Source organism: Ruegeria sp., from assembly GCF_965199275.1.
Lineage (GTDB): Bacteria > Pseudomonadota > Alphaproteobacteria > Rhodobacterales > Rhodobacteraceae > Ruegeria.
In genome coordinates this window covers 41,452-62,643 of record NZ_CBDAQX010000028.1, presented here as the reverse complement: position 1 = coordinate 62,643, position 21,192 = coordinate 41,452, and the positions used below count along the sequence as shown (strand labels likewise).

The following is a 21,192-nucleotide window of genomic DNA, read 5'->3' as shown; positions in this document are numbered from 1 at the left end:
ACCGGGCCGTCCAAGGCCCGGACCTTCCATACAATTCAAGGACCAGAGAAAATGGCCCCCAAAGTACTCGTATCTGACAAGCTCAGCGAAACCGCCGTGCAGATTTTCCGCGATCGCGGCATCGACGTGGATTTCATGCCCGATCTGGGTAAGGACAAAGACAAACTGGCCGAGGTGATCGGTCAGTATGACGGCCTTGCCATCCGTTCGGCCACAAAAGTTACACCGACCATTCTGGAGAAAGCCGACAAACTGAAAGTGATCGGTCGTGCCGGGATCGGGACCGACAATATCGACAAGGATGCGGCGTCGAAGAAGGGTGTGATCGTGATGAACACGCCGTTCGGCAACATGATCACCACCGCTGAGCATGCGATTGCGATGATGTTCGCAGTGGCGCGGCAGATCCCCGAGGCCAGCACCTCGACCCATGCGGGTAAGTGGGAAAAGTCCAAGTTCATGGGCATCGAGCTGACCAACAAAACCCTCGGCGTGATCGGGGCGGGCAATATCGGCGGTATCGTTTGCGAACGCGCGCTTGGCCTGAAGATGAAGGTTGTGGCCTATGACCCCTATTTGGGTGAAGAGAAAGCCGCGCAGATGGGCGTTGAAAAGGTCGAGCTGGACGAGCTGCTGGCCCGCGCTGACTTTATCACTCTGCATGTTCCGCTGACCGATCAGACCCGCAATATCCTGAGCCGAGAAAACCTTGCGAAGACCAAGAAGGGCGTGCGGATCATCAACTGTGCCCGCGGTGGTCTGGTCGACGAAGAAGCCCTGGCCGAAGCGCTACAATCGGGCCATGTCGCAGGCGCGGCGTTTGACGTGTTCAGCGAAGAGCCGGCGAAAGAAAACGCTCTGTTCAACCTGCCCAACGTCGTCTGCACGCCTCACCTTGGCGCGGCAACGACCGAGGCGCAGGAGAACGTGGCGCTGCAAGTAGCCGAGCAGATCTCGAACTATCTGCTGACCGGTGCGGTGGAAAACGCTCTGAACATGCCCAGCGTGACAGCTGAAGAGGCCAAGGTCATGGGCCCGTGGATCAAACTGGCGGGCCATCTTGGCAGCTTCATCGGCCAGATGACCGATGAGCCGGTGCAGGCGATCAACATTCTCTATGATGGTGTCGCGGCTGACATGAACCTGGCCGCTCTGAATTGCGCCGTCGTTGCGGGGATCATGAAGAAGTCCAATCCCGAGGTGAACATGGTCTCGGCGCCCGTTGTGGCCAAAGAGCGTGGTATCAAGATCTCGACCACCAATCAGGACAAGTCCGGTGCCTTTGAGGGCTACATCAAGGTCACCGTCGTGACCACCAAGCGCGAACGCTCGATCGGTGGCACAGTGTTCAGCGACGGCAAGCCTCGCTTCATCCAGATCAAAGGCATCAATATCGACGCCGAGATCGGGGCGCATATGCTTTACACCACCAACGAGGATGTGCCGGGCATCATCGGCGCGCTGGGTCAGACCATGGGCGAGAACGACGTCAACATCGCGAACTTCACCCTCGGCCGGTCAGAGGCGGGTGGCGAGGCCATTGCGCTGCTCTATGTGGACGAACCTGTGCCAGCCGAGGCGCGCGCTAAGCTGGCGGAAACGGGCTTGTTCACGCAGATCAAACCGCTGGAGTTCGACGTCGCCTGATTGGCACCCTTTGTCATTTCAGACAATTTGACACCCGCGCCAAGGACCGGCGCGGGTGTTCCTGATTGCGCTATCAACGCTTTCGCCGCTAAACTGCCGTGACAGCAGCCGAGACCTTTTCATGACTAAACCGATTTACGCCATTGGCGACCTGCACGGGCAGAGCGCCGAGTTCGACCGACTTCTCTCATTGATCGACCGCGATGGCGGGCCTGAGGCTCAGGTGGTGTTTCTGGGCGACTATACCGACCGGGGGCCGGACAGTAGGGGTGTTCTCGACCGCTTGATCGCGGGACGTGCGGCAGGGCGGGACTGGATCACTTTGAAGGGGAATCACGACCGCATGTTTGCATGGTTTCTTGAGGACTTCCCTCGCCATGATCCGCATCTTTTGGTCGGATACCACTGGCTGCATGAGCGTCTGGGCGGGGTCGAAACACTTGCCAGCTACGGGGTCGTGTTCGAGGGGCAGACCCGGCTTGAGGATGTGCACGCCATGGCGTTGCAGGCTGTGCCCGAGGATCATTGTGCGTTCCTGCGCGGGCTGGTCTTGATGCACCAGACACCCGATCTGGCTTTCGTTCATGCGGGCATCCGCCCCGGTATCGCGCTGGATCAGCAGGATGAAAACGATCTGGTCTGGATCCGGCAAGAGTTTTTGAAACATACCGAGCCCCATCCCAAGGTGATCGTTCACGGCCATACTCCGGTCGACCGGGTGATGCATTGCGGCAATCGCGTGAATCTGGATACCGGCGCGGGGTATGGACGCCCAGCCAGTGCCGTTGTCTTCGAAGGCCGCACCTGCTGGGAGCTGACTGAAAAGGGCCGGGTCAGCCTCGTGTAAAGCTGTCTTTATAGGTCTCGCGCAGGGCGTTTTTTTGCACCTTGCCCATGGTGTTGCGGGGTAGCTCATCCAAAACGATCAATTTGCGCGGGTGTTTGAACCGGGCCAGCTGGTCTTGAACGCGCGCCAGAATGGCATCCAGATCCAGGACCTGTCCGGGCTGAGGCACTAGGATGCCCAGCACCGTTTCGCCAAAATCCGGATGCGGCACACCGATGACCGCGCTTTCCAGAACACCGGGTTGGTCATCCAGCAGAAGCTCGATTTCCTTGGGGTAGATGTTGTAACCGCCCGAGATGATCAGGTCTTTGCCGCGGCCAACGATATGGACATAGCCATCCTCGTCCACCCGGCCCAGATCGCCGGTGATAAAGAACCCGTCCTTGCGTAGTTCGGCCGCGGTCTTCTCGGGCATCTGCCAATAGCCCTTGAACACGTTCGGACCGCGAACCTCGATCATGCCGATCTCGCCTTGTGGCAAAGGCGCGCCGGTTTCGGGGTCCGTGACTTTCAGCTCGACATCCGGCAGCGGGAACCCGACGGTCCCGGCGCGGCGTTCGCCGTTATAGGGGTTCGAGGTGTTCATATTGGTCTCGGTCATGCCATAGCGTTCGAGGATACGATGCCCGGTACGGGCCTCGAACAGCTCATGAGTTTCCGCCAGCAGAGGCGCCGAGCCCGAAATGAACAGCCGCATATGGCGCGCCAGATCTCCGGTAAACCGGTCATCGCCCAGCAGGCGCGTGTAGAAGGTAGGAACCCCCATCATTGAGGTCGCACCAGGCATCAGACGCAGGATGTCGTCCAGATCGAATTTGGGCAGAAAAATCATCGACCCGCCAGAGGCCAGCACCACATTTGTCGCCACGAACAGTCCATGCGTGTGAAAGATCGGCAGCGCATGCAGCAGCACATCGTTCCTGGTGAAGCGCCATTCCTGCACCAGCGTTTCGGCATTGGACAGCAGGTTGGCCTGCGTCAGCATCGCACCTTTCGACCGCCCCGTGGTGCCAGAGGTATAAAGGAACGCGGCCAGATCATCTTCGGACTGTGAAACAGGTTCAAACGCAGGCAGCATACCCAGCGCGCGGCGCATCAGGCTGCCACTGCCATCGGCGTTCAGCGTCTCAAGATGCGCGTCTTGCGCTTGGGCTATCGGGGTCAGGTCAGCCTCGTTCGCGATATCGCAGACCACTAGCTTCGCGCCGCTGTTTTCGATGAAATACTGCAGCTCAGTAGTTGTATACGCGGTGTTGAGCGGCAGGAAGATCAACCCAGTCTGCGCGCATGCGGCGTAGAGGGCAAGCGCCTCGGGCGATTTTTCGACCTGAACGGCGACGCGATCTCCGGGCTCAAGCTCCAGCCCTGTCAGCACGTTGGCGAGCTGCGCGGCCATGTCGAGAAAGGCGGAGTGGGTCAGAACCTGACCGTCGGGCAGATGCAGGAACGGCGTGGTTTTCCCGGCGTGAATGCCAAACAGACGATCATAAAGCGGGTTGGCCATTCGGGGTTCCTTTCCGTGCGTCGCGGGCTGAATCTGGCGGGGAAAACCGGGACCGTAAAGCCCCGTTTGCCAGATATTTCCAACCAACTCTGGCGAAAATGCTGCACCTGCGATATGCGCTATGCAGATTGCCGGAGACCTGCCATGTACGTTGCCACCTTGCTGACAAATCCCGCCACGCCCTCTCTTGAGGTCCCGATGGTGGACGCGTTGCGAAATGCGTGGGGCGGGGGTGAGGTCACGTGGCTCAACCCCGGTGAGGCGGCCGAGTTCACACTGTCCGAGATGCCAGACAATCGTTGGAACGTCTGGGCCGATCTGCAGGAAATGAGCGTTGATCTGGTCGTTCAGCCATCCGAGGGGCGGCGCAAGAAAATGCTGCTGGCGGATATGGACAGCACCATGATCCAGCAGGAGTGCATTGATGAGCTGGCGGATGAGGCGGGCGTCGGTGAGCGCGTCAAGGACATCACCGCCCGCGCGATGAATGGTGAACTGGATTTCGAAGGCGCGCTGATCGAACGGGTTGGCTTGTTGAAAGGGCTGGATGAGGCGGTCATTGACCACGTTCTGAACACGCGGATCACCCTCATGCCCGGCGGGCGCGAGTTGGTGGCGACCATGCGCACGGCTGGCGGCTATGCGGCCTTGGTCTCGGGCGGGTTCACGGCATTCACGGCCCGCGTGGCAGAGCAGTTGGGGTTTGATGAGAACCGGGCGAACACGCTGTTGACCGAGAATGGGCAGCTGACGGGCGATGTGCAGCGCCCGATCCTCGGGCGGAAGGCCAAGGTTGAATCGCTGGAGCGGATCACTGCAACGCTTGGATTGTCCGAGGGCGACGTGATCGCGGTTGGTGACGGAGCCAATGATCTGGGCATGTTGGGGCGGGCCGGAACCGGCGTTGCACTGCACGCAAAGCCCTCGGTTGCGGCTGAGTGCGACGTGCGGATCAATTACGGAGACCTGACGGCCCTGCTTTACATTCAAGGTTACAGCAAGGCTGATTTCAGCGTCTAAAACAAGTCAAAGCGCACCGGATTCTGCGCCCAGTACACACGCGCGGCCAGCAACAACCGGGCCTTTGGATCGCTGGCGGCGGCATAGGGAACTGGAACACCGAACTTGGCGCTGATATTCTCGAGCGCAGTCAAAGTCGCCGGGCCGACTTGGCCATCGACGGTGACATTTTCCCCAAGTTCGTTCAGCGCCAGTTGCAAAGCCCGATCCAAATCGCCGCGCGAGAGGCTGTTCAGCTGCGACTGAGCCTGCGCGGCAGGTTCCTCATTCGGCAGCAGGGCTGCTTTGGCTGCCCTGAGCGCGGCGTCAGCGGGACCTTTGCCCGGTACCTGACCGTCCAGAATGATATAAGCTCCGTTCGCACCACCCCAGGCGTCACCGCGTTCCAGCGATGTATCGTACCAGGCCAAAGCCTCGGTACGGGGCCGGCCCTGTAGCTGGTCCCGCATGATCATGCGGGCGATACTGGCCGGAGCGGTGGGGTGCCCGCCTTGGGCTGCCGCCAGAAAATAGGATTCAGCTTTGTCGAAATCGACCGGATTGCCGCCCAGACCATTCAGCGAGACATAGGCCAGATTGTCGTACCCATAGATGTCCTGCCGTAGTTCGGAAGCGCGGAGATATCGCAACCCACGCTCGGGGATATAGCGTTCCGAGTTTTCACGCAGGAAATACATGCCCAGTTCATTCATTGAATAGGTATGTCCAAGCTCGACCGACCGTTCCAACAGTTCGAAGCCGCGGTTTTTCTCTTCGGTCGTTTCACCTTTGCGCAGCAGTTGTTGGCCCAGCCGGTGCATGGCATAGGGGTCTTGCTGGGCGATGGCTTCTTCTAACAGCGCGCGCGCTTTATCCGGGTCATAAGGGGTCTTGGTGACCGCGCGGTCGATGCGCTGTGTATCCAACAAAGTTGCCAGAGCGTATTTGGCGCGAATATGCCCGCCGTCGACAGCGGTCGTGAAACTCTCAAAGGCGCCAGACACATTTCCTGCGGCTTGTTGCAAACGGCCCAGTTGATACTGGAACCGTGCGTTTTCCGGATAGTCCTCGACCGCTTGCGAACAGGCGGCCAGACCTTTGGTGATATCCAGCTCATTCGGCAGGCGAAACACGCCAACGCCATTAAGATCCAGCGCATCCCCCGCTTCGAGATCGCAGGCATTCATCCCCAATTCCAGAGAGACCTCAACCGTCTGTCGCGTCTGATCAGCGGTTACGACTTCGACTGCGAAGGTATCGGCAAAATCGGTTTTGGGCAGGTCAACGGCACGTGTGTCCGTGATCTCGGGCGTATAGGTCAGAGATGTTTCGCTTGCGCTGACAGCACCCCGGTCAGGGGTTTCCGTCACCCGCACATCTACAATGTCCCTTCCCAGCGCTTGGCTCAGGCTTTGGGACAATGGGACGGATTTATCAAACTGATAACTGAGCGATAGGGATTGTGGGGCGCCATCCTCCAGCGCCTCTGGTTCAACCTCGACTTTTCGCTGCGCCAGGTAAAACGGGCGCACCAGTGTCGAGCTTTCCCAAGGGATCTGCTGGCCCGATGTTTTGGTGTGAACCCTCTCGCGAATGACCGGAAAGAGCTGTTGGATATTCTCAAACGGAGAGGATTGGGCAGTTTCCAGTACAGCCGCCGTATAGGGGCTGTTGTGGCCGATCTCGCCGTCACTGGCCACCGCACCGGGCGAGGTGGAATAGGCTACCAGTGAGTTCAGCGGTGTCTTGAAAACATCGAACCCTTCGCGGGTCTCAAAAAGGTTGGCGTCCAGATCGGCCGCCAATCTGAGGTCTTGAAACGGATTGTCCCTGCACGAGTCCAGAATGGCCACATGGGCCGCGCTGCGGGCGGATAGGGTGTCAATCACGCGATCCAGCGTCATCGTTGCCAGCGGCACATCATAGACGCTTTCGAACTTGGCATCCACGGGCAGCAAATAGTTTCGCCGCCCGATCTGAATGCCGTGACCCGCATAGTAGAACAGAACATCTGCGGAATCCGGGATGTTCAGAACCGCTGTGCGGATCAGCTCTTCAAACTCGCGTTTGGTCAGGTCATAGCCGTCGAAGACTTGGAAATCGAAGTCTCGCAGCATGTCCGCGATGTCTTCGGCGTCTTTTCTGGCATTGGTCAGGTCGCCAACGCTCGTGTAGTCCTGATTGCCGATGACGATCGCAACCCTGCTGTTAGCGCTGGTTGCCGACGAGGACTGCGCGCTGAGGCCGCTTGCGCAAATCGTTAAGATAGACGCAGCTGCTAGTAAATGGCGCCGACCAGTTTTAGACCCAAGCTTAAGCATGTGGTGTCGTCTCCGGCTTAACCGCCCCAGCCGCCGCCGCCGCCGCCACCGTCTCCACCACCGCCGCCACCGCCGCCGCCGCCACCACCATCTCCGCCGTCGCGGTCATACGCATTTTGAGGCGCTGTCGATGAAACGGCCGTCGGGGTCACCGCGGGGGCTGCTGCAGGGGCTACTGCCGCCGTCGTTGTGGCGGCAGGCGCGGGAGTTGTCGCTACCGCCGCCGCAGGGGTTGGTTGAGGGGCGGTTGCAGTCGGGGTGACAGTCTCAGTCTGTGACCAAGGGGATGCACAGCCTGCAACAACAAGGGTACAGGCGAAAAACAATGAAGTGGACGCGAAGCGCATCTCAAGCCTCCTAAAATAAAACAACTTATTAAACTCACACATAACACCGTAACTTGTGTCTTTGGAGCAGGTCTATGAACCTTTTCACATATACACGAAAAGAAGGGGCTCGGCCAATTTTCCTGATTGGCGCCGACAAAAAGGTAGGCTTTCCTTTATTTAACAATTGTGTTAAATAATAATCATGACCGATCTTATTGCAGCCTTTTCCGCACTATCTGACCGCACTCGGTTTGCCATCGTCGAGCAGCTGATGGACGGCGGCGAACTGCCCGCCGGAGACCTGGTCGAAGGCAAAGGCATGTCAGGTGCCGCAATCTCGCGCCACCTGAAGGTGCTGCGCGAGGCAGGATTGGTGCAACAACGCGTGCTGGGCACCCAGAGGTTGTATTCCGTCCACTCCGAAGGCCTTCGTGCGATTGCCGAGTGGACGATCTCGAAACGGCAGTTCTGGGAAGGCAGTCTGGATCGTTTGGGTGACATCTTGGAAAGGGAAAATTCATGGCCGACCTGAAATTGGAGCGGGACTTTCCCGTCAGCCCGGAGGACCTTTTTACCTGGGTGACAGATGGCTCAAAACTGTTGCAGTGGTGGGGGCCGGAAGGCATGCATGTGCCGGATCACAATCTGGATTTTTCAAGAACCGGCCCATGGTTTTCGGTGATGGAAAACAGCGATGGGCAGCAATTCAAGGTTTCGGGGCATGTCACGCATGTTATTCCACCGAACTCGGTTGGCTTCACGTAGGGTTGGCATGACGACCAGGATCAACGCGGGCCTGAAAGCCATGTGACTTTTTCAATAGCGGCAACTGAAACCGGCGCCCGACTTGTTATCGATCACCGTGAACTCGCGGACGCCGAGGCAGCTGAGAACCACAACACAGGCTGGACATCCTCGCTGCGCAAACTCGAAGCGCAGTGCCAAAAGATTTCATTCAAGGAGGACTGAAATGCCCCAATATCTGTTTGTTTATCACGGGGGCCACACCCCAACTGACCCCGCAGAGGTCGAAGCAACCATGGCCGCATGGGGCGCATGGTTTCAGAACATGGGCGAGGCTTTGGATATCCCGGGAAACCCGGTAGGCCAATCCTATACCGTCAGCAACGGCGGTGTCGTCGACAATGGCGGGGCTAACCCAGCCTCTGGCTTCACGGTGATCAAAGCCGACAGCATTCCTGACTTCCGACCTTTTTGTTGATCTGACTGGGTTTTTGGTTTGTTTTCAGGTGTGGTTGCTCAGAGGCGCGTTGTAGTGCCCCATTATTATAAAAAGTATTGACATGGGCCTTCAGATGGCTAACCTCTTCGCCCATGTTCATCCGCACCAAACATGACGCAAAGCTCAACCGCACACGGATCCAGATCGTTGAATCCGTCCGCACCGGCTCCAAGGTACGCCAGAAGATCCTGCGCCATGTGGGTGTGGCCCATAACGACAGCGAGATTGAGGATATCAAGCGTCTGGCGGGCCGCTTGATGGAGCAATTACGCATTGATCGCTCGCCGCAAATGGAACTGTTCACGCCCACGGAATATGCCGATCTGCAGGCGCTGGTGCGCCGCGCTCCGCGGCCGGACAAGCTTGGCGTTGATCTTGCCGAGTGCCGTGAGGAGGCGCGGGTCTCTCTGGGTCTGCGGGATGTCATGGGGACGATGTATGACCAACTGGGTTGGGGGGCCCTTCTGGGGGCGGCGCGTAAAAGTGCCAATCGCATTGTGAAAGAGCTGGTTATGGCGCGGATCGCACAGCCCGAGAGCAAGCGCGCGACCGTGGAGGCGTTGGAGAACCAGGCAGGCATCACGCTCAATCTGGACGTGGTCTATCGGAGCATGGATTACATCAATACGCCGGTGATAGACGGGATTTGCAAAACCTCTCACGCGGCGGCAGAGAAGTTGCTGGGCGGGCCAGTGACCGTGCTGTTCTACGATTGCACGACCCTGGCCTTTGACACCGAGCGCGAGGACCCGGCCGAGGATGCGGACGGGGTCGAGCAGGATCATCTTCTGGCCAAGGGCTTCAGCAAGGATGGCAAGCATCACCGCGCTCAGGTCATGCTGGCGCTGATCGTCACCTCCGATGGGCTGCCTGTGGGCTATGAACTCTTCCCGGGAAACACCTGGGAAGGTCATACGCTGGAAGCTGCGCTGAAGGCGTTGGAGGGACGCTTCGACGTGGCCAGGGTCACGTTCGTGGCCGATGCCGCCATGCTCAGCAAGGACAACCAGCAGATGTTGCAGAACAAGGGTCTGCCCTACATCCTCGGCTATCGCATGAAGTCCGCCCCGGCCGCCGTGAAGGCGAACATTTTGAGCCCGGAGGGACGCCAGCCTTGGGCTGGACACGGTTCTGAAGAGGCAACCGAGAAGGGCTGGTACAAGGTGATCGACCAGGAGGGAGCGCGGGTCATTGTGACCTGGTCACCCACCCGGGCACGCAATGATGCCCACAAGCGCGACAAGGCAATCGAAAAGCTGCACAAGAAGCTCAAGCGCTCTCGCAAACCCGGCAGCTTCAGCAGCCGGGGATATGGCCGCTTCCTGGCCTTCCCCGACAGCGGGGACGTCACGCTGGATGATGCAAAGATCAAGGCAGCGGCACAATGGGACGGGCTGCATGCCATTGTTGTTCATGGTGCGGACGAACTGGAGGCACAGGACGTCATTGCCCGCTATCACCAGTTGTGGGAGATCGAAGCCTGCTTCCGCACCAACAAGCACGATCTGAAAATCCGGCCCATCTATCACTGGTCGCCGCGTCGGGTCCGGGCCCATATCGCCATCTGCTACATGGCCTTCTGCTGCCTGCAGCACCTGCGCAAGCATCTGGACCTGCTCGGACACCCGATGAGCCCGGCTCGTATCCGCAACGAGTTGAACGCATTGCAGCTCTCGATCCTGCGCCACAAAGGCACCCCTGACCGCTACGGCATGCCAAGCCATGCCACGGTCGATGCCAGACGCATCCTCACCTGCGTCGGCCTGACCTGGAACGAAGCCCCTTTCAAGATACCCCCCGGGCGCACCCGAAAAACTGGCCAGACCAAAGCCTGAGCTCCCTCAACACTCCGAAACAATCGCTGGCGAAAAAAGTCCGTGTAGTGCCTTTTGGCAACCAAGGCATAATAATATCAATGACTTATACGAAAAAATGTCGGAAGTCAGGAAAGCCGACAGCATTCCTGACTTCCGACCTTTTTGTTGATCTGACTGGGTTTTTGGTTTGTTTTCAGGTGTGGTTGCTCAGAGGCGCGTTGTAGTGCCCCATTATTATAAAAAGTATTGACATGGGCCTTCAGATGGCTAACCTCTTCGCCCATGTTCATCCGCACCAAACATGACGCAAAGCTCAACCGCACACGGATCCAGATCGTTGAATCCGTCCGCACCGGCTCCAAGGTACGCCAGAAGATCCTGCGCCATGTGGGTGTGGCCCATAACGACAGCGAGATTGAGGATATCAAGCGTCTGGCGGGCCGCTTGATGGAGCAATTACGCATTGATCGCTCGCCGCAAATGGAACTGTTCACGCCCACGGAATATGCCGATCTGCAGGCGCTGGTGCGCCGCGCTCCGCGGCCGGACAAGCTTGGCGTTGATCTTGCCGAGTGCCGTGAGGAGGCGCGGGTCTCTCTGGGTCTGCGGGATGTCATGGGGACGATGTATGACCAACTGGGTTGGGGGGCCCTTCTGGGGGCGGCGCGTAAAAGTGCCAATCGCATTGTGAAAGAGCTGGTTATGGCGCGGATCGCACAGCCCGAGAGCAAGCGCGCGACCGTGGAGGCGTTGGAGAACCAGGCAGGCATCACGCTCAATCTGGACGTGGTCTATCGGAGCATGGATTACATCAATACGCCGGTGATAGACGGGATTTGCAAAACCTCTCACGCGGCGGCAGAGAAGTTGCTGGGCGGGCCAGTGACCGTGCTGTTCTACGATTGCACGACCCTGGCCTTTGACACCGAGCGCGAGGACCCGGCCGAGGATGCGGACGGGGTCGAGCAGGATCATCTTCTGGCCAAGGGCTTCAGCAAGGATGGCAAGCATCACCGCGCTCAGGTCATGCTGGCGCTGATCGTCACCTCCGATGGGCTGCCTGTGGGCTATGAACTCTTCCCGGGAAACACCTGGGAAGGTCATACGCTGGAAGCTGCGCTGAAGGCGTTGGAGGGACGCTTCGACGTGGCCAGGGTCACGTTCGTGGCCGATGCCGCCATGCTCAGCAAGGACAACCAGCAGATGTTGCAGAACAAGGGTCTGCCCTACATCCTCGGCTATCGCATGAAGTCCGCCCCGGCCGCCGTGAAGGCGAACATTTTGAGCCCGGAGGGACGCCAGCCTTGGGCTGGACACGGTTCTGAAGAGGCAACCGAGAAGGGCTGGTACAAGGTGATCGACCAGGAGGGAGCGCGGGTCATTGTGACCTGGTCACCCACCCGGGCACGCAATGATGCCCACAAGCGCGACAAGGCAATCGAAAAGCTGCACAAGAAGCTCAAGCGCTCTCGCAAACCCGGCAGCTTCAGCAGCCGGGGATATGGCCGCTTCCTGGCCTTCCCCGACAGCGGGGACGTCACGCTGGATGATGCAAAGATCAAGGCAGCGGCACAATGGGACGGGCTGCATGCCATTGTTGTTCATGGTGCGGACGAACTGGAGGCACAGGACGTCATTGCCCGCTATCACCAGTTGTGGGAGATCGAAGCCTGCTTCCGCACCAACAAGCACGATCTGAAAATCCGGCCCATCTATCACTGGTCGCCGCGTCGGGTCCGGGCCCATATCGCCATCTGCTACATGGCCTTCTGCTGCCTGCAGCACCTGCGCAAGCATCTGGACCTGCTCGGACACCCGATGAGCCCGGCTCGTATCCGCAACGAGTTGAACGCATTGCAGCTCTCGATCCTGCGCCACAAAGGCACCCCTGACCGCTACGGCATGCCAAGCCATGCCACGGTCGATGCCAGACGCATCCTCACCTGCGTCGGCCTGACCTGGAACGAAGCCCCTTTCAAGATACCCCCCGGGCGCACCCGAAAAACTGGCCAGACCAAAGCCTGAGCTCCCTCAACACTCCGAAACAATCGCTGGCGAAAAAAGTCCGTGTAGTGCCTTTTGGCAACCAAGGCATAATAATATCAATGACTTATACGAAAAAATGTCGGAAGTCAGGAGGTCGAAGCAACCATGGCCGCATGGGGCGCATGGTTTCAGAACATGGGCGAGGCTTTGGATATCCCGGGAAACCCGGTAGGCCAATCCTATACCGTCAGCAACGGCGGTGTCGTCGACAATGGCGGGGCTAACCCAGCCTCTGGCTTCACGGTGATCAAAGCCGACAGCATTGATGCCGCGACCGAGATGGCCAAAGGTTGCCCGATGGTCATCAACGGATCAGGCTCGGTCGAAGTGGCGGAAATCCACGAAATCGAAATGTAGCTGCTTTAGTTCGGAAAGCCCGGCGCGGGTCGGATCACGCCGCATTCCAGCCCTCGGCGGCTGTATTGCCTGGAATTCATGAATTTGCGCGTGGCCGGGTGATCAGCCTCCAACACCCCGAGGCTGACCAGAATGGCCGCGATGGCGCATTCACTGGCGCGGGTGGTGCCATCGGTGATCTTCAGAGCAACGCCCATGCGTTTATCCGGCAGGATCGCGACAAAGACGGCTTCGGCCCCGGTCTTGATCGCAGCGCGCCCATTCATTGCGCGCATCAACTCTGTGCAGGCGCGGGTTTCGCCCGCGACAAGCTCTGGGTGCTTGATCATCGCGGCGGTCAGTTGCTGCGCCGCATCGCTCGACCGGTCTGACCGATCAGAGGCCGAGGCAAACCACGCCATGGAGCGCGCAAGCCCGACCAGCGAAGTCGCGAAATTCGGGGCCGAGCATCCGTCGATGCCGTAGCCGGGGCTAGTCTCGCCGGTTGTTTCCTCGATGGCAGACAAGCAGGCCTGTTGAACAGGGTGGTCGATCTCAAGGTATTCCGGTCCGGCCCCCATATGCTGAGACAGGGTCAGAAACCCGCAGTGTTTACCCGAGCAATTGTTGTGGATCTGGCACGGCGTATCGTCGGCCAGAATAAGCCGGTCGCGCGCGGCGATGTCGGCGGGCTCTTGCGGGCCGCAGCGCAGATCATGCTCGGTGAGACCCAGATGATCCAGCCAGACTGAGACGCGATCCGTGTGAATGGCGGCCCCGTTATGCGAGGCGCAGGCCAGCGCAAGATGTTCCGAGTTCAGCCCGTATTTTGCCGCAGCGCCAGACGTAACCAAAGGCAAAGCCTGGATCATCTTGGCCGAGGATCGCGGGTAGATCACTGCGTTCGGATCACCCCAGCTTTGCATGATCTGCCCGGTGTCATCGCAGACCACTGCATGGCCCAGATGCAGGCTTTCCAACAGATCGCCGCGCCACAGTTCTGTCATCGGGATGGGCTGCGTCATCTGGACCTCCGGATTTATGCGCAAAATTCTGCCAATCGCCCTTTCGCGTGTGGCGAAACCTGCGTTAGTGTGTGTATGTCGACAATCATCGGAATGCGCAACGTTTCCAAGACGAACTGGCAGGGTTCGCATGGCTTTCCGATGGGTATGAGGTAGAAGGTCGAGCTAGGAGGCTGGACAAATGGGATCAATGCTTACCCGCGTGCTTGCGGGTCTGTGTGTGGCGGGTATGGCCACAACTGCAATCGCACAACAGGGGACAAGTACGAACCGCGTCGCGGCAAAAACGGATTGGAGCGTTTTTGTCGAAGATGATCCCACCGAATGCTGGAGCGTTTCGGCCCCCAAGGAAACCGTGAATACGCGGGGCGGACGTGTCGTTTCTGTGCGCCGCAGCGACATCTTGCTGTTTGTCTTCTATCGTCCGAATGCCGAGGTCAAAGGACAAGTGACCTTTACCGGTGGCTACCCTTTTGCGGCCGGTTCCACGGTGAACCTGGTTGTAGACGGGTCTGAATTCGAACTGTTTACCGAGGGCGAGTGGGCCTGGCCGGCGACTGCTCAGGACGATGCCAAGATCGTCACCGCCATGAAGCGCGGGACCGAGGCTGTGCTGACCGCACGCTCGGAACGCGGGACGCAAACAAAGGACACGTTCTCTCTGCTCGGGTTTACCGCCGCGATTGAAGACGCTGAGACCCGCTGCACCAACTGATCTATCGGGTCGCGATCACAAGCGACCCGTCTATTTCGCAGCTTCTCGCATAATTCTACCAAATATTCAGAAAGCTTGATCCGTATCAAAGCGCGTCCTTTTGGTATCTGAACTAATTTGTTCAGTAATAACAAAGGATGTCTGAATATGTTCGACAAAACTCTGATCACTCTGATGTTGGCTTCTTCACTGGTTCTGGCGGCCTGTGAAAAAGAGCCTGAAACCTACCCGATTACAGGTGAAGAATGCGGGCCTGAAGATCCGGTGAAAACACTGGATGCCGAGGATTGCTTTATTCCGCCTGCAGGAGTCTGATCCGGCGACAAAAGCGCGTAGAGGTCAATACGATTCCTTTTGATCTTTGCGCGCGATCCTATATAGAGGCGCATCCCAATCCGGAATCCACCTGAGATACGCCCAGTAGGTACCCAAATGTCGCCCAAAGCGCCGATCACTCAAGACGTCATGACCATCCCCCGCAAACTGCCTGAGGGGAAGGTGAACCTTGTCGGTCTGACTCGCGATCAGCTCCGCGCGACTCTGATCGAGCATGGCACGCCGGAAAAGCAGGCCAAGATGCGGACTGGTCAGATCTGGCAGTGGATCTACCAATGGGGCGTGCGTGATTTCGCACTGATGACAAACCTGGCCAAAGCGTATCGCGCGCAACTGGCCGAGAGCTTTGTGATCGAAATTCCCGAAGTGGTCACCCGTCAGGTGTCAGAGGACGGCACACGCAAATACCTGTGTCGTATTGCGGGCGGGCATGAGGTCGAGGTCGTTTACATCCCCGAAGAGGATCGCGGCACGCTGTGTATCTCGTCTCAGGTAGGTTGTACGCTAACCTGCTCGTTCTGCCATACCGGCACGCAGAAACTGGTGCGCAACCTGACATCGGCCGAGATTGTGGGCCAGGTGATGATGGCCCGCGATGATCTTGAGGAATGGCCGACCCCCGGTGCGCCGAAGGATGAGACGCGCCTGCTGTCGAATATCGTTCTGATGGGCATGGGTGAGCCGCTCTACAATTTCGAAAATGTCCGCGACGCGATGAAGATCGCCATGGACCCCGAAGGGATTTCTCTGTCTCGTCGCCGGATCACGTTGTCCACGTCGGGCGTGGTGCCGGAAATTGCGCGCACGGCCGAAGAAATCGGCTGTTTGCTGGCGATTTCCTTCCACGCGACCACCGATGAAACCCGCGACGTTCTGGTGCCGATTAACAAACGCTGGAACATTGAGGAGTTATTGCAAGCGCTGGCCAGCTATCCCAATGTTTCGAACTCCGAGCGGATAACGTTCGAATACGTGATGCTTGATGGTGTGAATGACAGCGACGAGGACGCGCATCGTCTGATCAATCACATCAAGCGTCATAAGATCCCGGCGAAGATCAACCTGATTCCGTTCAACGAATGGCCCGGCGCGCCGTACAAGCGCAGCTCGAACAATCGTATCCGGGCCTTTGCGAATATCATCTACCAGGCCGGCTATGCCTCACCCATCCGCAAGACGCGCGGCGAGGATATCATGGCGGCTTGCGGTCAGTTGAAATCGGCAACAGAGCGTGCGCGCAAATCGCGTAAACAGATCGAGGCCGAGGCCGGGTTGAGCGGTAACTAAGCCACTTCTGCCAAGGGTTGCGGCGGTAAACTTAATGTTTCCGGTGCTGATTTTGTCTTCAATATTTGCTATGTGTTAGGGCGTCCGTTCCTGTTTCGGACGCTCGGCTTTCCCTTGAAACGCCGGGGCTTTTTCGCCGCGAGCCTATTTCTTCGCTGCGCGCGGCATGTAGGCAAACTGATATTTCAGGTGAGCCCCAAATGATTGAACGACCTCGAAGTAAATTGAAAACCATTGCATTTGCAGTCCTATTTGTACCGCTATCTGCGACGGGCGCTTTTGCGGAAGACCCCGATGCGCATCTGGCCATCGAAAACCCGGCCGAGCTGAGCAAGGACGAAGCCAACGCGCATTATCGCGCGCTGTCGAAACGTATGGCCCGTGGCTATGCGACCTCGCAGCTGGATCTCATTTTGAATTACCAAAGCTGGCCGCTATTCAATGATGCGCCCTACATCTCGGCCACACATGGGCAGCGGTTCGTGAACAGCTACGCCAATCGCATGGCGCTGAACTACGGAACCCTGCAACCGGGTGAGGTTTTGCCCATGGGCTCGGTTCTGGCCAAGGACAGCATGACGGTAACGGATGAGGGCAAGATCTACCCCGGTGCGATGTTCGTGATGGAGAAACTGGCCCAAGGTGCCAATCCCGAGACGGCAGACTGGCGGTACATCATGGTACTGCCCGATGGGTCTTTGTTTGGCGACACTCTGGGCGATCGGGCCGGGGCCGTGGCCTATTGCCATGACTGCCACGTGCAGGTGGCCGACAGGGACTACACCTTCTACGTGCCCGAGGACTACCAGATCAAAGGTGATTAGATCGCTTTGCGTTTGATTTGAATCGAAATACGCTGCCTCTCCCTACGGTCGAACGCGCATTTCGATGATATTGCCTCAGGTTAAACGCAAAACGCTTTAGACCTATCCGCGACGAAAGCGGGCGGTTCCAATAACCTCAATCAGTTGCTGCCGCACGGGATCGGGTTGCGCCTCGACCGCGTTCAGAACCTCACGCAGTTCAGCGCGTAGCCCGTGCATCTGGTCGATCAGAGAGATCATCATCGACAAAGCATCGGCCTCCATATCGTATTGCTCGTGCAGTTCGCAGGCCAGTTCCAGCCGGGCGACGTCGATGCTGTGGTAGACCACGCCTTGATCTGATTGCTCGGGGATCACGATCTCGGCGGCCAGGTATTCGGTTAGGCGGTCCGAGGTCAGGCGAGTGATGGTTTCGATCAGTTCCTCTTCGGTCAGGGTCATGACGGCATTCCTTTCCGAGGGTCATAGCGATGGGCGTCGCGCCATGTTTCCATGAATTGCTTGAGGTCGTCGTCGATCTGGTCGGGCAGGGCGACGGTGAGTTCGATCAGTTGATCCCCCCGTTCGGACGAGCCGCGTTTTTTGACTCCCTTGCCCCGCAGGCGCAGGGTTTTGCCGCTGCTGGTGCCTGCCGGGACGGTGACGTTGACGCCGCCGTCGATCGTAGGGGCAGGGACTTTGCCGCCCAGTACAGCCTCATCAATGGTGATCGGCAATGTGATGTGGATGTCATCCCCCTGCCTGTCGAACAGTGGATGGTCCGCGACCGAGATGGTGACCAGCGCGTCCCCCGGAGGCCCCTCACCATAGCCAGGAGCGCCCTTGCCTCGCAGCCGGATGGTTTGACCCGTGGTGATACCCGCCGGGATTTTAACCTCGATCCGGTTGCCATCGGGCAAGGTTAGTTTCTGGCTGGCCCCAAACACGGCATCCAGAAAGCTGATCTGCAGTGAGTAATTCAGATTGTGACCCGGCGCATGGAATTCCTGTGTGCGCTGACCGCCAAACCCACCGCGGCCGCGCATGAATTCGGCGAAGATGTCCGACATGTCATCCGGGTCCGCCTGTCGTCCACGATAGGGGTTTCCGGCGGCCTCGGCATAGTCGCGATAATATTGCTGTTGAGGGCGTTCCTGACCCGAAGCGTCAATCTCGCCATTGTCATAGCGGGTACGGGTTTCGGGGTCTTTCAGCAGATCGTAAGCAGCGGCGGCGGCTTTGAACTTGGCCTCGGCCTCGGCATCACCGGGTTTGAGGTCCGGGTGGCATTCCTTTGCAATGCGCCGATAGGCTTTCTTGATCTCGGCGGCACTGGCGTCTTTGGCGACGCCGAGGACGGAATAGGGATCGTCGCTCATCTCACCTCTCGCGGATGTGGGTCGGTCTGATCTTTATGAATGTGTTTTATCATGCGATTTCAACCGGCCAAAAGGAAGAGGCAATTGAATTGGCTCGAAAAATCCTACAGGTTTGTTACTATCTGCATGTCTGTACCTGTTCATACACGGAGAGCCTGAATGTCGCGCAGAATCAAATCCGCTCTGGCCCTGCTGGCCGGGAATGCCATCGGCCTGTTGCTGGCGTCGCTCATTTTGAACGGCTTTGCCATCAAGCCGATCTCATTCATCGTTGTGGTGCTTGTGTTCACCGTCGTTCAGGTGATTGCCGAGCCGCTGATCCTGAAACTGGGGGAAAAGAAGGCGCCGGCCCTGAAGGGTGGGATCGCGTTGATCGTGACCTTTGTGGGTCTTCTGGTCACCGACCTGATTGCCTCGGGGCTGACGGTTGGGGGTGTTTCCAACCTGCTGGCCGCAACGCTGTTGGTCTGGCTGGGGGCGTTGATCGCCAGCGTGGTGCTGCCGATCTACGTGTTCAAGGAACTGCGCGAAGCCAAGAAATAGTCACAGCGCGTTCAGGCTGGCCTCGATCGCCTGCCAAAGCTCTTCAACCGGCTCACACCCGACCGAAAGGCGGATAAAGGCGGGGTCGACAGAGTCACCCCACCGCGCGCGGCGCTCGGCCGAGCTGTGAACGCCGCCGAAAGACGTGGCGGGCCGCAGCAGAGGGCAGGTGTTGATGAAGGCCTCGGCCTTGTCTTCGCTTTCCAGCGTCAAGGATAGCAGGAACCCGAACCGCGTGGTCTGAGCCTGCGCCAGCGCGTGGGACGGATCGTTTGGAAGGCCGGGATAGCGGATGTGCTTGACGGCCGGGTGTGCTGCCAGGCGCTCAGCCAGCACTTGGGCCGAGGCGCACATGCGGTCAAAACGCACGTCCAGAGTCTCGAGCCCGCGATGCAGAAGCCATGCTTCGTGCGGTCCGGGGATTGAGCCTGAGACGCGGCGCCATTCCTCAACCCGTTCCATGATCTGCGCGTCGCGGCTGGCGACGTGGCCCATCAGCATGTCCGAGTGCCCGCCCATCGCCTTGGTGTCCGACGATACGACCACGTCGATGCCCAAATCCAGCGGGCGCTGGCCCAGAGGTGTCAGGGTCGTATTGTCGGCAATCGTGATGCCTCCGGCGGCGCGAACCTGTTTGGCCACATCCGCAAGGTCAATCATGTCGAGGCCGGGGTTCGACGGGCTTTCGACGAAGACCACGTCGAAGCCCTCAAACCCTCCGTCGGCAAAGCCTGTGGTCGGCCGTTCTTCGACCACAACGCCCAGCCGCGACAGGAACCTGTCCGACAGCAGGCGCGTCACGTAGTAGCCATCCGAGGGGATCAACAGGCGCGAACCGGCCTGAACGGTTGCAAACAAAGCAGCCGAGATGGCCGCCATGCCCGACGGGAAACTGAGGCAGGGCGCGTCTTCGAGATGGGACAGCACATGTTCCAGATGCACCCATGTCGGGTTGTCGACGCGGCCATAGGTGGCATGCCCATCCGGCAGGCCGGGCAGGTGGTACATGCTGCTTTGGGTTAGCGGCAGGGCGACCGGTTCGCCTTTTTCCAAAGCGTTGCCACGCAGGTGAAGCATCTCTCCGGGTTTGTGGGCCATGGCTCAGCGTCCCGGAATGGCGTCGCGAGGCGGGGCGGGTTCCCAGTTCTCGATGATCTCAACCGCTTCTTGGGCGGTGTCGACAAAACGGAACAGGTCGAGGTCTTCGTCCGAGATCGTGCCCGCATCGGCCAGTGCCGACCAATTGATGACCTTCTCCCAGAATTCGCGACCAAACAGCAGGAATGGCACACGCTCCATCCGCCCCGTTTGGATCAGAGTGAGGGACTCGAACAGTTCATCCATCGTACCAAAACCGCCGGGGAAGATGGTGATGGCGCGGGCGCGCATCAGGAAATGCATCTTGCGGATGGCGAAATAGTGGAAATTGAAGCTCAGGTCCGGCGTGACATAAAGGTTCGGCGCTTGTTCATGCGGCAGAACAATGTTCAGACCGATGGAGCAACCACCGGCATCCTGCGCGCCGCGGTTTCCGGCCTCCATCACGCCGGGGCCGCCACCCGTGACGATGACATTTTCGCGGCAGCCCGTCTCGTTCGACTTCTCTGTCATAAGCCGCGCGAACTCGCGCGCTTCGTCATAGTATTGAGACAGACCGGCCAGCGTTTCGGTGCGCGCGGTGTGTTTCTGAGACGGTTCCGGAATGCGCGCGCCGCCGAACATGACGATGGTCGAGGTGATCTCACGCTCGCTCATGATCATCTCGGGTTTCAGCAGTTCCAGTTGCAGACGCACCGGGCGCAGCTCATCACGGCACAGGAATTCCTCATCGGCGAAGGCAAGACGATAGGCCGGAGACCGCGTTTGGGGCGTGTCCGGCACCTCGCTCGCGGTCGAGCGGTCGGTCTGCGCGTCGCGGAAAGGGCTGTGGCGGTCTTCTCTCATTGGTGAACGATCCCTGCTTGCGTGTTTGACAAACAGCTATAGGGTTCGCGGGCAGAGTGCCAGTCACGGAA

General features: G+C 58.8%; 22 protein-coding genes and 1 pseudogene. 14 read left to right on the top strand and 9 right to left on the bottom strand.

The window, feature by feature from the left end; genetic code table 11:
• Positions 1-51 precede the first annotated feature (51 nt).
• On the top strand, positions 52-1,647 hold the full coding sequence (serA, locus tag ACOERD_RS27560) for a phosphoglycerate dehydrogenase (protein WP_419741131.1): 1,596 nt from the start codon (positions 52-54) through the stop codon (positions 1,645-1,647).
• 121 nt (positions 1,648-1,768) lie between these two features.
• A complete protein-coding gene (locus tag ACOERD_RS27555) occupies positions 1,769-2,494 on the top strand; it encodes a metallophosphoesterase family protein (protein WP_419741130.1) in 726 nt (241 codons plus the stop codon).
• Here ACOERD_RS27555 and ACOERD_RS27550 read toward each other — a convergent pair.
• Positions 2,481-3,998 carry a malonate--CoA ligase gene (locus tag ACOERD_RS27550; protein ID WP_419741129.1) on the bottom strand — a complete coding sequence of 506 codons (1,518 nt, stop codon included), beginning with the start codon at positions 3,996-3,998 and terminating at the stop codon, positions 2,481-2,483. The two genes, ACOERD_RS27555 and ACOERD_RS27550, sit on opposite strands and share 14 nt — an antisense overlap.
• 144 nt (positions 3,999-4,142) lie before the next feature.
• Between ACOERD_RS27550 and serB the strand changes: the two genes are divergently transcribed.
• Positions 4,143-5,018: a phosphoserine phosphatase SerB gene (serB, locus tag ACOERD_RS27545; RefSeq protein WP_419741128.1), complete on the top strand. Its 876-nt coding sequence runs from the start codon at positions 4,143-4,145 to the stop codon at positions 5,016-5,018.
• Here the strand turns inward: serB and ACOERD_RS27540 are convergent.
• The gene (locus ACOERD_RS27540; RefSeq protein ID WP_419741127.1) at positions 5,015-7,318 is read right to left on the bottom strand and encodes a caspase family protein; all 2,304 of its coding nucleotides are present in this window, start codon (positions 7,316-7,318) and stop codon (positions 5,015-5,017) included. The genes serB and ACOERD_RS27540 overlap by 4 nt on opposite strands.
• Before the next feature lie 531 nt (positions 7,319-7,849).
• On the opposite strand from ACOERD_RS27540, the gene ACOERD_RS27535 reads away from it, so the two are divergent.
• The 3 genes and pseudogenes from ACOERD_RS27535 (at position 7,850) to ACOERD_RS27525 (ending at position 8,869) form a co-directional block, all read left to right on the top strand.
• The gene (locus tag ACOERD_RS27535; protein WP_419741126.1) at positions 7,850-8,179 is read left to right on the top strand and encodes an ArsR/SmtB family transcription factor; all 330 of its coding nucleotides are present in this window, start codon (positions 7,850-7,852) and stop codon (positions 8,177-8,179) included.
• Positions 8,167-8,616: pseudogene (locus tag ACOERD_RS27530) on the top strand (SRPBCC family protein). Before ACOERD_RS27535 ends, ACOERD_RS27530 begins: the two are co-directional and overlap by 13 nt.
• A 1-nt stretch (position 8,617) precedes the next feature.
• Positions 8,618-8,869, top strand: a complete 252-nt coding sequence (locus ACOERD_RS27525; protein ID WP_419741125.1) for a hypothetical protein — start codon at positions 8,618-8,620, stop codon at positions 8,867-8,869.
• On the opposite strand, the gene ACOERD_RS27520 is transcribed toward ACOERD_RS27525, so the two are convergent.
• On the bottom strand, positions 8,829-8,990 hold the full coding sequence (locus ACOERD_RS27520; RefSeq protein ID WP_419741124.1) for a hypothetical protein: 162 nt from the start codon (positions 8,988-8,990) through the stop codon (positions 8,829-8,831). The genes ACOERD_RS27525 and ACOERD_RS27520 overlap by 41 nt on opposite strands.
• Here ACOERD_RS27520 and ACOERD_RS27515 point away from each other — a divergent pair.
• Positions 8,983-10,725 carry an IS1634 family transposase gene (locus ACOERD_RS27515; RefSeq protein WP_419737624.1) on the top strand — a complete coding sequence of 581 codons (1,743 nt, stop codon included), beginning with the start codon at positions 8,983-8,985 and terminating at the stop codon, positions 10,723-10,725. The two genes, ACOERD_RS27520 and ACOERD_RS27515, sit on opposite strands and share 8 nt — an antisense overlap.
• 107 nt (positions 10,726-10,832) lie before the next feature.
• On the opposite strand, the gene ACOERD_RS27510 is transcribed toward ACOERD_RS27515, so the two are convergent.
• Positions 10,833-10,997 carry a hypothetical protein gene (locus tag ACOERD_RS27510; RefSeq protein WP_419739268.1) on the bottom strand — a complete coding sequence of 55 codons (165 nt, stop codon included), beginning with the start codon at positions 10,995-10,997 and terminating at the stop codon, positions 10,833-10,835.
• On the opposite strand from ACOERD_RS27510, the gene ACOERD_RS27505 reads away from it, so the two are divergent.
• Positions 10,990-12,732 (top strand): IS1634 family transposase, encoded by a 1,743-nt coding sequence (locus tag ACOERD_RS27505; protein ID WP_419737624.1) that lies wholly within the window; start codon positions 10,990-10,992, stop codon positions 12,730-12,732. The genes ACOERD_RS27510 and ACOERD_RS27505 overlap by 8 nt on opposite strands.
• Before the next feature lie 87 nt (positions 12,733-12,819).
• Entirely contained in the window at positions 12,820-13,110 is a 291-nt protein-coding gene (locus tag ACOERD_RS27500; RefSeq protein ID WP_419741182.1) for a YciI family protein, read from the top strand.
• 5 nt (positions 13,111-13,115) lie between these two features.
• Here the strand turns inward: ACOERD_RS27500 and ACOERD_RS27495 are convergent, their stop codons facing one another.
• Positions 13,116-14,114, bottom strand: a complete 999-nt coding sequence (locus tag ACOERD_RS27495; protein ID WP_419741123.1) for an asparaginase — start codon at positions 14,112-14,114, stop codon at positions 13,116-13,118.
• A 181-nt stretch (positions 14,115-14,295) separates the two neighbouring features.
• Here ACOERD_RS27495 and ACOERD_RS27490 point away from each other — a divergent pair, with 181 nt between their 5' ends.
• The 4 genes from ACOERD_RS27490 (at position 14,296) to ACOERD_RS27475 (ending at position 17,276) form a co-directional block, all read left to right on the top strand.
• Positions 14,296-14,829, top strand: a complete 534-nt coding sequence (locus tag ACOERD_RS27490) for an invasion associated locus B family protein (RefSeq protein WP_170376002.1) — start codon at positions 14,296-14,298, stop codon at positions 14,827-14,829.
• 147 nt (positions 14,830-14,976) lie between these two features.
• On the top strand, positions 14,977-15,144 hold the full coding sequence (locus ACOERD_RS27485) for a hypothetical protein (RefSeq protein ID WP_170376001.1): 168 nt from the start codon (positions 14,977-14,979) through the stop codon (positions 15,142-15,144).
• 117 nt (positions 15,145-15,261) lie between these two features.
• Complete coding sequence (rlmN, locus tag ACOERD_RS27480) at positions 15,262-16,452, top strand: 23S rRNA (adenine(2503)-C(2))-methyltransferase RlmN (protein WP_419741122.1); 1,191 nt, start codon at positions 15,262-15,264, stop codon at positions 16,450-16,452.
• 224 nt (positions 16,453-16,676) lie between these two features.
• Positions 16,677-17,276 carry a cytochrome P460 family protein gene (locus ACOERD_RS27475; protein ID WP_419741121.1) on the top strand — a complete coding sequence of 200 codons (600 nt, stop codon included), beginning with the start codon at positions 16,677-16,679 and terminating at the stop codon, positions 17,274-17,276.
• 102 nt (positions 17,277-17,378) lie between these two features.
• On the opposite strand, the gene ACOERD_RS27470 is transcribed toward ACOERD_RS27475, so the two are convergent.
• Complete coding sequence (locus ACOERD_RS27470; RefSeq protein ID WP_170375995.1) at positions 17,379-17,717, bottom strand: hypothetical protein; 339 nt, start codon at positions 17,715-17,717, stop codon at positions 17,379-17,381.
• Positions 17,714-18,634, bottom strand: coding sequence for a DnaJ C-terminal domain-containing protein (locus tag ACOERD_RS27465; RefSeq protein WP_419741120.1), 921 nt, complete (start codon positions 18,632-18,634; stop codon positions 17,714-17,716). The genes ACOERD_RS27470 and ACOERD_RS27465 overlap by 4 nt, the downstream gene beginning before the upstream one ends.
• Positions 18,635-18,793: 159 nt before the next feature.
• Between ACOERD_RS27465 and ACOERD_RS27460 the strand changes: the two genes are divergently transcribed.
• On the top strand, positions 18,794-19,177 hold the full coding sequence (locus ACOERD_RS27460) for a hypothetical protein (protein ID WP_170644204.1): 384 nt from the start codon (positions 18,794-18,796) through the stop codon (positions 19,175-19,177).
• On the opposite strand, the gene ACOERD_RS27455 is transcribed toward ACOERD_RS27460, so the two are convergent.
• Together ACOERD_RS27455 and ACOERD_RS27450 are read right to left on the bottom strand one after the other, a co-directional pair.
• Positions 19,178-20,275 carry a cystathionine gamma-lyase gene (locus tag ACOERD_RS27455; RefSeq protein ID WP_419741119.1) on the bottom strand — a complete coding sequence of 366 codons (1,098 nt, stop codon included), beginning with the start codon at positions 20,273-20,275 and terminating at the stop codon, positions 19,178-19,180. It lies immediately after the preceding gene.
• A gap of 3 nt (positions 20,276-20,278) precedes the next feature.
• Complete coding sequence (locus tag ACOERD_RS27450) at positions 20,279-21,121, bottom strand: TIGR00730 family Rossman fold protein (RefSeq protein WP_170459791.1); 843 nt, start codon at positions 21,119-21,121, stop codon at positions 20,279-20,281.
• Between the last annotated feature and the right edge of the window lie 71 nt (positions 21,122-21,192).